This window comes from Pseudoalteromonas sp. McH1-7 (assembly GCF_013366255.1).
Classification (GTDB): domain Bacteria; phylum Pseudomonadota; class Gammaproteobacteria; order Enterobacterales; family Alteromonadaceae; genus Pseudoalteromonas; species Pseudoalteromonas peptidolytica.
On the sequence record NZ_JABWPQ010000035.1, the window covers coordinates 1 to 12,308 of the forward strand.

Annotated in this window: 10 protein-coding genes; 2 read left to right on the forward strand and 8 right to left on the reverse strand. The window is 42.8% G+C overall.

All coding sequences use genetic code 11. From position 1 onward, the window contains the following. Nucleotides 1-470: 470 nt before the first annotated feature. Nucleotides 471-2,102 carry a response regulator gene (locus tag HUZ36_RS19970; protein ID WP_125253302.1) on the forward strand — a complete coding sequence of 544 codons (1,632 nt, stop codon included), beginning with the start codon at nt 471-473 and terminating at the stop codon, nt 2,100-2,102. A gap of 22 nt (nt 2,103-2,124) precedes the next feature. Here HUZ36_RS19970 and msrB read toward each other — a convergent pair whose 3' ends face one another. The 6 genes from msrB to HUZ36_RS20000 form a co-directional block, all read right to left on the reverse strand. Then, entirely contained in the window at nt 2,125-2,565 is a 441-nt protein-coding gene (gene msrB, locus HUZ36_RS19975; protein WP_128730549.1) for a peptide-methionine (R)-S-oxide reductase MsrB, read from the reverse strand. A 1-nt stretch (nt 2,566) separates the two neighbouring features. After that, entirely contained in the window at nt 2,567-3,079 is a 513-nt protein-coding gene (locus tag HUZ36_RS19980) for a DUF2919 domain-containing protein (protein ID WP_147390155.1), read from the reverse strand. A 4-nt stretch (nt 3,080-3,083) separates the two neighbouring features. After that, nucleotides 3,084-5,102: an NAD-dependent DNA ligase LigA gene (gene ligA / locus HUZ36_RS19985; RefSeq protein WP_128730547.1), complete on the reverse strand. Its 2,019-nt coding sequence runs from the start codon at nt 5,100-5,102 to the stop codon at nt 3,084-3,086. Between the two features lie 64 nt (nt 5,103-5,166). Then, entirely contained in the window at nt 5,167-5,892 is a 726-nt protein-coding gene (gene zipA, locus HUZ36_RS19990; protein WP_147390156.1) for a cell division protein ZipA, read from the reverse strand. A 17-nt stretch (nt 5,893-5,909) separates the two neighbouring features. Continuing rightward, nucleotides 5,910-9,299, reverse strand: a complete 3,390-nt coding sequence (locus HUZ36_RS19995) for an AAA family ATPase (RefSeq protein WP_176033793.1) — start codon at nt 9,297-9,299, stop codon at nt 5,910-5,912. A gap of 64 nt (nt 9,300-9,363) precedes the next feature. Then, nucleotides 9,364-10,098: a TrmH family RNA methyltransferase gene (locus HUZ36_RS20000; protein WP_176033811.1), complete on the reverse strand. Its 735-nt coding sequence runs from the start codon at nt 10,096-10,098 to the stop codon at nt 9,364-9,366. Between the two features lie 258 nt (nt 10,099-10,356). Here HUZ36_RS20000 and HUZ36_RS20005 point away from each other — a divergent pair, with 258 nt between their 5' ends. Continuing rightward, a complete protein-coding gene (locus tag HUZ36_RS20005; RefSeq protein ID WP_125253309.1) occupies nt 10,357-10,653 on the forward strand; it encodes a hypothetical protein in 297 nt (98 codons plus the stop codon). 106 nt (nt 10,654-10,759) lie between these two features. Here the strand turns inward: HUZ36_RS20005 and HUZ36_RS20010 are convergent, their stop codons facing one another. Beyond that, complete coding sequence (locus tag HUZ36_RS20010) at nt 10,760-11,197, reverse strand: energy transducer TonB (RefSeq protein WP_176033794.1); 438 nt, start codon at nt 11,195-11,197, stop codon at nt 10,760-10,762. A 100-nt stretch (nt 11,198-11,297) separates the two neighbouring features. Further along, nucleotides 11,298-12,305, reverse strand: a complete 1,008-nt coding sequence (gene gpsA, locus HUZ36_RS20015; protein ID WP_125253311.1) for an NAD(P)H-dependent glycerol-3-phosphate dehydrogenase — start codon at nt 12,303-12,305, stop codon at nt 11,298-11,300. Nucleotides 12,306-12,308 lie beyond the last annotated feature (3 nt).

Here is a 12,308-nt window from a genome sequence, read left to right on the forward strand (position 1 = left end):
GGTTGTTAGCTCAGTTGGGAGAGCATCGCCCTTACAAGGCGAGGGTCACTGGTTCAAGTCCAGTACAACCCACCATATACGGCTTTACTTGAACTAACCGATGCAAAGCATCGCGCCAAATTTAAGCAAGGCAAGGGTCACCGGTTCATGTCCAGTACGACCCAGCATATCTTAAGGCTAATATATAAAGTCTTCTCATCATACCTAATCTGCGTAAAATTTTTGCCTAGTTATCGACAAGCTTTTCTCGCCTCAAAATAGATCATTTAATTAAGATAATTGGTATAACCTCAAATCTTATCTAATGCCTTAAATTCAAACTTGATTTTTTAACTATTTCGTCACCAACCATAATGAATAATTAGTATAAGTTGAATAGACTAACTCATTAGAAATTAGCTAATTTTTGTTTTCAAAGCTATCCTTAAGTACTAGACTAAAAGCAAATCCGATGCCTAATAAACGCCTCTATGCCAGCACCAACTATTCAAAACGCCAAAATGCTTATCGTTGAAGATCAACCATTAGCATTGAGCTATATGAAACAATCTTTGGAGCAGCTAGATTTTAGAAACTTAAAGTTTGCAGAAAGTGCAGATGCAGCTAAAGAGCTCTGTACCATTAATAAATTTGATCTTATCGTCTGCTCTTTTGGTTTAACAAAGAAACAAAATGGCTATCAGTTTTATGAAGAGCTTCGTGCTAAACAGTTAATTCGCTCAAGCACCGCTTTTATTTTTATTTCTTCAGAAACCAGCCCTGAGCTAGTTCATAGCATTATTGAGCTACAGCCAGATGACTTCTTGGTAAAACCTTTTTCAATAAAAGAATTACAATACCGTATTGAACGAGTACTCAAGCGTAAACAAGCACTCAAACAAATAAATACACTCATAGACGATAAAAACTACTCTAAAGCACTGAAAGTGCTCGATCTTGAGCTTGATAAAAAAGAACATAACTACACTTCCCTATTGCTCAAATTGAAAGGAGAATTACTCTTAAAACTTAATCATTTAGAAGAGGCAAAATCTTTCTATAAATCAGTATTAGCCTTACAAAAGTTTACTTGGGCGAAGCTTGGGCTAGTAGAAGCACTTATTAGCAATAACGAGGACGTTATTGCCCAAAAAATGCTGAAAACTTTGATTGAACGTTCAGAGACACGATTAGCAGCGCTAGATTTGCTTAGTAAACTCGAAATAAAGCTCAATCAATATGAGAACGCTCAACAACTCTTGCAGCAGGCTATTGAAATGGCGCCGAGAAATATAAACCGGCAGCAGTCCTTAGGCCGTGTAGCTCAAATTAATCATGATTATGAAGCCAGTTATAAAGCGCATAAAGATATAGCAGCATTTGCTAGGTACTCTATTCACGACGGCCCCGAAGTATACCTAAATGCCGCAAGAGCCGGTATCGACTTTGCTCTCAGTACAGACCAATCCGATCAAGTAACTCGCCTCACCCGCCAAACTCAAAAGTATCTCAATGACTTAAAGAGTCAATTTCCGAGTGCTCAAAATCAAGCTCAAATTGATGTGCTCAATGCACGAGTCCACTACCTGAAAGACGAACATCACAAAGCAAAGCAATTGTTAGAACAATTAGAAGATGAGACTGTAATTCGTTCCGTAGACTCAACATTAGACAAAGCTAAAGCACTGCATGAGGTAGGACTAAACCATAAAGCGCAGGAGTTATTTAACCAAGTTATCGCACACTGTGAGCGCCACCGTTCAGCAGCAGATCCAATCACCATGCGTTATCTCTACCAGCAACAGCAAGAGAAAAAAGAAATTACGATGGGGCCTAGAGAGCTTAATAACCATGCGGTAACACAATTTAATAAAGGTCAGTATGAGACTGCCTTAGAGGCCTTTACACAGGCATTTCGAGTGATGCCAAAAAATGCAGGCATCGCACTGAATCTACTGCAATGTATGAGCGATCACTGCGCTAAAACAAGTGCCACATTCAACTCAAATTTAGCCAAACGCTGCACCACCTTGCTAAATCAAGCTGAATTAGACAGCGAACAGCAAATCCGCTTTGGAAAATTAAAAGCTAAATTAAGTGAAATGAAGCTCGACTTTGAGTAGCCAACCAATAAATATTCTGGCCTTATTGCTTTTTCATTGAAAGTGCATTAACACAATAACGCAACCCACTTGGCGCAGGACCATCTGGGAAAACATGACCTAGGTGACTATCGCAAATATTACAAGTGATTTCGATGCGCGTCATTCCATGGCTCTTATCGCCATGATACGCCACCGCTTCCACTGCTGCAGGCTGTGTAAACGAAGGCCAACCAGAGCCACTATCAAACTTTTCTTCGGCATCGAATAACAACTCGTCACAGCATACACAGTAGTATTTACCAGGTTCAAAAAGCTGACAACTTTGTGAGCTAAACGGGCGCTCAGTCCCCTTTTTCCTGGTGATAATGTAAGTTTCTGGAGCAAGTTCTGATTGCCATTGCTGATCCGATTTTTCAACTCTGCGAGGAGCAGTAGGATTACCATTTCTGGCAAAGTTTAATATATCTAACCACTTTAACATCTTAATTCTCTCTCTTGTTTACTTCTGTCTTGTGTTCTTCAACAGGAAGTGGCCAATCGCCAAAAAAGCAACTTAGATAGCGGCTTTTAATCAAATATAAAAGTACCCAACTCACCAACACAATTTGTACGGCAATATAAGGAGAAAAACTATAATGGGTTTTCCCAGCTTGCAAAATTAACCATGCTAAATCAAACACCGCAGTTAATATTAGTGGCAAACGCATATAACGCCAGACAACAGCGAGCTTTGGAGAACTTGTTGGCCGCCTAAGAGAAAATACAACAGTTGGTATAAGCGCGATACAAGCGATCCCTATCGCAACAAAAAAATGTTGTTTAGATTCAAAAAATAGCGACATTAAATCTAAGTCTGGGCGCCTTGTAAGTGCAGAGAAAGCCCAAATAAGCAATGGGCGAAGTAACACGACCAGCGCTAAATTAAAAGCGATTGGCGTACGATAAACGCCATATTTATCCCAATATTCAGGGCCGTATCGTGTTACTGACTTCATTTGACTACTCGTATTTATTTAATAGTGCGATCAGCGCCTCTTCATCGAACACGTCAATACCTAGCTCTTGTGCCTTGGCGAGCTTAGAGCCTGCTTTTTCGCCGGCATAAACTGCATCCGTATTTTTCGACACACTACCCGCGACCTTAGCGCCAAGTGCTTGCAATCTCGCTTTAGCATCGTTGCGGTTCAATTGACTTAATGTTCCTGTTAACACTAACGTCTGCCCTGTGAGCGGCTGAGCATCTTTAGGCACAGCTGCAACCTCTTGCCACATAATACCTACTTCAATCAATGCAGTTACCACTTCTTGATTATGCTGCTCAGCGAAGAAACTGTGAATGTGCTGTGCCACAATAACACCAACATCACTGACTTGTTGTAAAGTATCAATGGAGGCGGCCATCACTTTTTCAAGCGTCAGGAAGTGATTTGCCAAGTTTTGTGCTGTCGCTTCACCAACTTCTCTGATCCCAAGCGAGTACAAAAATTTGGCCAACGTTGTTTGCTTTGCAGTTTCCAGCGCCGTAACCAAGTTTTTAGCTGATTTAGGGCCCATGCGTTCAAGAGACTCAAAATGCCCTTGCTTCAAAACGAATAGGTCAGCAGGCGTTTTGATAAGCTCACGTTCTACTAGCTGTTCAACTATCTTGTCACCAAGACCATCAATATCTAGCGCTTTTCTTGAAGCAAAATGTTTTATTGCTTCTTTACGTTGTGCACGACACACTAAACCACCGGTACAACGCGCAACCGCTTCGCCCTCAACACGTTCAACATGCGAATCGCAAACTGGGCAAGTGTCAGGAAACTCAATCTCTTTAACATCGTCAGGACGTCTATCTAGAACTACTTGCGTCACTTGAGGGATAACATCACCAGCCCGACGCACAATAACCGTATCGCCAATTTTAACACCCAAACGTGCTATTTCATCACCATTATGAAGCGTTGCGTTTGATACGGTAACGCCACCGACAAATACCGGCTCCAAGCGTGCAACAGGCGTGATTGCGCCAGTACGACCAACCTGAAACTCAACATCAAGTAACTGTGTAATCTCTTCTTGCGCCGGAAACTTGAACGCAATCGCCCAGCGCGGCGCGCGAGCGACAAAGCCTAGTTGCTCTTGCTGCGCTTTGTCATTTACTTTAATTACAACACCATCAATTTCATAGGGAAGGTCAGCACGACGAGTCATAATATCTTGATAGTAGTCCAGCGCTTGTTGCGCATTTTCTACAAGCTTAGTTTCAGGGCTCATCGGCAGCCCCCAGCTTTGCAATTGCTGTAATTGCGCATAATGTTCACCAGCTAATGCTCCGCCTTCAACTAATCCCATTGAATACGCATAAAACATCAATGGCCGCTTAGCTGTGATCTTAGAGTCTAATTGACGCAAACTGCCTGCGGCCGCATTTCTAGGGTTTGCAAAGGTCTTTTCGCCTTTTGCTTGCGCTGTCTCATTTAACTTATTGAAACCAGCTGTATCCATAAAAACTTCACCACGTACTTCGACTTCACGAGGGATATTTTCACCACGAAGTTTCAGCGGTATATTTCGAATAGTTTTGACATTCTCAGTGATATTCTCGCCAACTTGACCATCTCCCCTTGTTGCTGCTTGAACCAGCACTCCATCGCGATACAAAATAGATACGGCCAAGCCATCTAACTTTGGTTCACAACAAAAAGAAACATCTTTACTCGCTAACAAGCGCTCTTTTATACGCCGGTTGAATGCCGTAAATTCACTCTCGTCAAAAGCGTTATCCAGCGACAACATGGGAACCTGATGTGTTACCTGCTCAAACTTGCTAAGCGCTTCTCCTCCAACCTTCTGTGATGGAGAATCAGGGCTTTGTAACTCGGGGTGCTGCTGTTCAAGTGCCATCAATTGGCGCATTAAACGATCATATTCAGCATCAGGAATGCTAGGATTATCTAAAACATAATATTGATAATTGTATTCTTCGAGTTGCAGCCTAAGTTCAGCAACTTGAGTTTCGATGTTCTTTGACATTTAGACCTCTAAACGTAAAAAGCCACCAGCAAATGCCAGTGGCTTAGTATTTTTCTAGGAGAAGTTAAGCTGCGAATTCACGCACTTTTTCAACATAACCGCGCACAGCTTCAACTGTTAAAGGCTGACGGTCTTTATCTAGCACAGTTGCACCAAACTCTTCAGCAAGCTTTTTCGATGCGCTATGCAGCATATTAAATGCAGCCAAATTATCACCTTCACAAGGTAAAGTCATAAATAGGCTGATCCCACCGGTGTTAAATTGTTCCATGTTATCGATATCAAATGTGCCGGGGTTAAACATATTCACCAAGCGAAATAACACAGGACCATTACCAGATGGCTCTAGGTGACGGTTAAAAAAGCCTTCATCTGAGTATTTAAAACCAAGACTTAAGACAGTTGGTAATAATTTTGATCCAGCCATACTTAATCCCTCAGGCATTTCTACATGCAAAATGATGAAATCCTGCGGTTCTAGCACTGCATCGCTTGCTTCATTGTCTTGCAGATCGCGCTCGTCGGCGTCAGCCTCAGCTGAATTACCTTCGCTTCCAGACTCTAAGACGCCATCAGCAACAGGCTCTTCATCCACCGCACTGAAGGTCATTTCACCAATTTCAGGCTCGTCTGGCTCTTTGTCGGAGTTTTGCGTTTTGGGTTCTTGAGATACCTCCGATGACTGCTTTTCACTGCCCTTCTTTCGAACAGACCAAAGCCCATGAATGAGTAACCCGCCTATGACCAATGCACTGATCACGATTAATGCCCATCTTAACTCTGTGGCCATTGCTCACCTTTTTGTTGTTATGCCTGTGCCATTTGCACTGCTTGTTCTATATCTACGGCAACCATACGCGATACCCCAGGTTCAGCCATGGTCACCCCCGTCAGTCTACCCGCCATTTCCATGGCGACTTTGTTATGACTGATATAAATAAATTGTACCGTTTTCGACATTTCTTCAACCAAACGACAAAATCGTCCTACGTTTGCATCATCAAGCGGCGCATCTACCTCATCCAGCATACAAAAAGGGGCTGGATTCAGCCTAAATATTGAAAATACCAATGATAATGCGGTCAGCGCTTTTTCTCCACCACTTAACAGATGAATTGTCGAGTTTTTCTTACCTGGCGGTCTTGCCATGATAGAAACACCACTTTCAAGCAGATCATCACTAGTGAGTTCAAGGTATGCACTGCCTCCGCCAAATACCTTAGGAAACAACTCAGCTAAGTCTTCATTTACTTGGTTGAAGGTCGCACTAAAGCGAGTTTTGGTCTCTTTATCTATTTTTCTAATTACCGATTCTAACGTGGCGAGGGCATTGCTCAAATCATCTAGTTGCGTATCAAGATACAATTTACGTGCACTCGCCTCTTCAAATTCTTCGATTGCCGCTAGATTTACCGCACCTAATTTACTCAGCTTATTACTCACTTGACTCAAATTAGCTTGGTAATGCCCAAGATTAGCATCTTGTGGTAGCTGCTCTAACTCTGTTTTTAAAGTGCGACCCAGCGCCTCCAAAGGCTCAAGTGCAGCTTGCGCTTTTAGCATAAGGCTTTGTTCATCTAGCTTTAGCTGCTGCAAGGTTCCATTAAGTTTATTAACTTCCCCTCCAGCGTCTTTTAATACCGCTTTCTTTTGACTTAAATTTTCTTTTGCTTGCTTAAGCGCATCAAGCATCGTTTGTTTTTGTGCTTTCGCTTCTAGGTGTTTTACCAATAAGGACTCAATCTCCTCACTGACCTCAGCAAGCGGCTCATCACAAAGTAAAATATCTTCTTGCGCCTGCTCGATACGCAAGGTTATTTCATCATGACGATGCGCTAAATGCTCTAGCTTAGATTTACTAAGCTGTAATTCACTGTCAACTTGCTGTGATGCAAGCGTAGTGGTATGAACTAATTGCTGCGCCTCTTGTAATGCGGCGCGTCGAGATTGACTATGTAGTTTAAACTCAGTCAACTTGGCCTCGGCTAGTTGTTGTATTTCTTGTGCTTGCGCTAGCAACTCATCACGTTGTAATTGCTGTTCCGTATCAAGTTCAAGTTGTGCGATGGCCTCGGCTCGCTCTTGAGCAATAACATCAAGCTGTTCTTGAATTTTTTGTCCTTGCTCACGCCAAGCGCTCAGATTCTCATCCAGCATTTCAATTTTGGTTTTATGGCTGGCGATTGCTTGTGCTTTTTCGTGAACGCATTGCTGTAATTCTAATAAGTCAGCTTGTGTGTCTTCAAGGGCAATACGTTTTTGTGCTACAACCTGCTCGGCCTCTTCGGCGAGTTGTTGCAAATGAGGAAGTTGAGTATGGCATGACTGCAATTGGGCATAGCGTTTTAATGCGCCACTCTCTTCATTGCTTTTCGCCTTTGCCTTAAAGTTATCACCTACAATAATGCCATTGACCGTCACGCCGAGAAGGAATTGTTCACACGATTTAAAATCTGTAGATTCAGCACATAATTTTATTTTAGTTAAAAAGCTGGGGAACAGCCCTGAGCTTATTTTTGTCGCGACGGAATCAACGGGAACTTCGAGTTCGATGGGCCATAACGTATTTATTTCGTTTTGCTCAACGACTAAATGCGTCAACCCAAGCAATGCCGCTTCAACGCATTCTTCATACCCTGACTCAACAACAAGCTGCGATAACATAGTCGCAGCAGAAGCCTCCGACGTTTCCTCTGCCCAGCGTGATAACGCTTTTATTTCAGATTGCACTTCTTGTAAGGCCTGAAGCGCTTTTTGGGCATGAGTCTGTGCCTGTAAGATTTCTCCTTTATTGGTTTGTTCTTGACCTTGCAACATACCAGCTTGGCTTTGTAATTTAGCCATCGCTTGAACCAGCTGATGATGTGCATCCTGAGCGTCAGCCAAGTCATTTTCCAACATAGAGGCGTGATGCGCTTCGGCCTGTTCCAGCAGTTCAGCCTGACGCTTGTCTATATGCAGTTTAGCTTGCTGTTGTTGCGTTAATTGACTTGCTCCTTGCTGTACCTGAGCATGTATTTGTTGATACTGTTTCTGTGCGTCACTATACTGCTTATCTAATTGAGTTTGCTCGGCGTCACGTTGCTCGTTTGTGAGCTGGAGTTCTTCCAATTGCAATAGTGCAATCTCAAGTCGTTCAGAAACTGCATCGACTTTTTCAGCGCGGCTCGCCACATACTCGGCTTGCTCGTCTTGCGCCTCAATTACTTCTTGCTGTTGTGATTTCAGTATTTGAGACTGCTCAATTAGCAGACGCTTTTTATCTGTTAGATTGACTTTCTGTTGCTCAAGCGTTGCTAACTGAGTTTCAATACGGTGAACACTATGTTGCGCTTGCTCATAGCCATCATTCAGGTGGGTAATTTCATGTTCCAGTGTTGCTAGCACAGAGTCATGACCACTGTGAGCCTCATTTAAAAATGCTAACTTTTCATTTAATTTAGCTATTTCGTTCGCTTTTTCCGCTTGCTTCTGCTCCAACGACTGCCACTTTAACACCGCTATCCACGATTTAAGATCACGCTCTTGAGATTTAAATGATTTGTATTCACTGGCCTGTTGAGCTTGAAGTGAGAGCTTATCTAACTGGCCTTGTAGCTCCTTCCTAACATCGAGTAAACGTTCCATATTTTCACGAGTACTTTTAATTCGAGTTTGTGTTTCTCGGCGGCGCTCTTTGTATTTTGAAATACCCGCAGCCTCTTCTAAAAAGACTCTAAGTTCCTGAGGTTTGCTCTCAATAAGCCGCGAGATCATACCCTGTTCAATAATAGCGTAGCTTCTAGGGCCAAGCCCTGTACCAAGAAAAATATCGGTAATATCACGCTTGCGACACTTACTACCATTTAAAAAGTAAAGGGATTGACCGTCTCGGGTAACTAAACGCTTGATAGCAATTTGATTACGATCTGCGAAAGTACCAGGTAACCGGCCTTGAGTATTATCAAAGATGAGTTCAACTGAAGCTTGTGAAATCGGCTTACGTTTAGTGGAACCGTTAAAAATAACGTCTGTCATGGCATCGCCACGAAGGTTTTTGGCTGAGCTTTCACCAAGCACCCAGCGTACAGCGTCAATTACATTAGATTTGCCACAACCATTAGGCCCAACGACACATGTCATCTGATCAGGAAATGGGATCTTGGTTGGCTCAACAAAGGATTTAAAGCCTGCCAGTTTGATGCTGCTCAGTCGCATAGCTTATTCGTATCAATCTTTGTTATTTTTAATAAAAGCACAATTCGTTGCTAACGGCTGTAGCTTAAGCATGGCAGCGTTTAATATTATCAAGAATAATGCCGGTAGCCATTGCCACATTTAATGACTCAGCACCGCCAAATGCAGGGATCGTCACTTTTTTATTGATGCAAGCCGCAATAGGGTCGCTGATACCATGAGATTCGCTGCCCATCACTAATACTGCATTGGGACTAAATTGACACTGATGCACACTTTCGCCACCAAGAAACGCACCATAGCATTCACCCTGATAGTGTTTTAAAAACGCCTCGAGATCGGTTCTCACCACATTAACCCGCACAAATGACCCCATCGTAGCACTGATAACTTTGGGGTTAAATTGATCAGCACAATTTTCACTCACGACAAGCTGCGTCAATCCATACCAATCAGCAAGGCGAATAATGGTTCCGAGATTACCGGGATCTGATACTCCATCTAATGCCAGCACCAGCCCATCAGTATTAATCTCCTGTACCGATGGCATAGGCACAACCGCAATCGCTGCATTATTTGACACTAAAGTACTTACTTTTGTCAGCACTTCCTCTTCAGCCTCCACGTAGGTAGTAGTGGCGAGCTTGGCTTCATACTTTGTCAAAAATTCACTGGTGGCAAACAACTGCTCGATGGCCAACCCTGCATCAACTAACTCAATCACATTTTTTTCGCCCTGTACTAGATACAGACCATGTTGTTTGCGATATTTTTTTTGCCCTAAAGCACGTAGTTGTTTTTGTTGATTCTTGGAGATCATGTGCACCTCAAAAGTTGGATTGTCCATTATACCTGTTCAGTATCCGATAATACCAATTTTACTTGACCTAAACTTGGGATAGAAAGTGAGTGAGTCAATTAAAATATCCATACTCAAAAGCGTTATATCTCGCTAGCTAGGTGTTATGCCAAGCTCAGGTTATACCAACTCCATCTGAAGGAGCAAATTATCTGCTAGCGCATTAAATCATGAAAGTATGTTATCTTGTGCCAAATAATACAGGGTACAGAGGTTAATATGTCACCTGAGCTAACGCTTATTCTGCTTAATTTTATCCTTCTTTTTATTGCTTACGCTTTCGTCTATCCAAAATTACAAGATAAGTCCTTTGCCAATATCGGCAAACAAGACCTATTGGTGACGGCGGCTTCTTTAATCGTTTCTGGAAGTCTATTTTATGGAAAAGACATTGAATTTTCTTTGGTGTTTTTTGACAGCAACTGGGTAGTATTTACTGTTGTGGTGTTTAGCGTGATGGAGATCCCATTTGGGCTGTGGTTTAAGCGTCGCTTTAACATTAAATTTGGAGAGTGAAGCTCATACTCTCCAAATAGACTTAACCTCGAGTTAACTAACCTGAGGTTTGGAAAACAGGATGTTCTAATCCATTATTTTTAAAACATTGAACTGTGGTTGTTGCCTATTCACAGTTTAATTTTGCTTGCGCTTCACAACGCATTTGCGCATCTGCCAAATCCGCTCCGCCCATGCAAAAGTCAATTCTCATCAACTTTTCTTCCCGCCCGCGGCGCTGCCCATCAATAGCAGACCATCGCCAAGTTTTTATAAGTCGTTTAGCGTGCTTAGCCAATTTTTTAGACGGGGCGCTAGTAACGTGCTCAATCTCATCAGTGTTGCCATTAGCATCAATCACAACCTTAAATACGCTACACCCTGCGAGCTTACGCTTTGCTAATGCAGCTGGATATATAGGTGTACTATCAGCTTCTTTTTGCCAGATAGCAGTCTCTGTAGATGGGTTTAGCTCTGTTGACTTTACGTCGGCGTATATTGTCTTTGCCGTTGCAGTCCAGCTTGCGGCTACGATTAACATACCTATCAATAATTGAATTTTCATAAATCTTCCTTTTTATAGTATTCAAATAGAGATCCAATCTACTACTTATTGATTAAAAAGCCAAAGTCTAATTGACTTTGGCTTTCACAGGCAGCTTAACTCACTCAGCTCGTTTTTCGCGACCAAGTAGCGCCATTGCGGCCTCTTTCACATCCTTTTGCTCATATAAGACTTGATAAATTTGCTCAGTAATAGGCATTTCGATACCGGTGCGCTTAGCTAGGAGGTAAACTTCTTTGGTATTGCGGTAGCCTTCAACTACTTGGCCTATACTTGACATGGCTTCATCTACCGATTTCCCAGTACCAAGCGCAAGGCCAAAGCGGCGATTACGTGACTGATTATCAGTACAAGTAAGAATAAGATCACCAAGCCCCGCCATCCCCATAAAGGTTTCAGAACGCGCCCCTAACGCACACCCTAAACGGCAAAGTTCAGCAAGCCCTCGAGTAATCAGTGCCGTTCTGGCATTCGCACCAAAACCAAAACCATCTGACATACCCGCACCAATCGCGATAACGTTTTTGACCGCTCCACCAAGCTGGATACCGATAAAGTCTTCGTTGCTATACACCCTAAATGAGCGTCCGCAATGAAGTAACTCTGCAAGCTCTTCACGGAACTTTGCACAAATAGAAGATACGGAAATCGCAGTGGGTAATCCCGCAGCCATTTCTTTTGCAAAAGTAGGTCCACTTAACACGGCAAGCGGCACATCGTCACCCAACACATCCAGTGCAACCTCTTGTAATAATCGCCCAGTATTTGGTTCGAGCCCTTTGGTTGCCCACGCTACTTTTGCATTTTCAAGTAGCATAGGTTTAATCTTCTTTAGCGTGTCAGCAAAGGCATGACTTGGCACTACCACCAAAATACGTTCGCTAGACTTAACAGCCGTTTCTAAATCAGCCTCAAGGTCAAGCGTGTTTGGAAACTGGATGTCTGGAAGATAACGTTGGTTTTTACGCTCAGCTGCTAGCGCCTCAACGTGTTCGCTATTGCGTCCCCATAATGTCACTTGATGACCATTTCGGGCAAAACAAATAGCAAGGGCGGTGCCATAAGACCCCGCCCCTAATACAGTTACAGCTGATTTTGCTGTACTCATCAA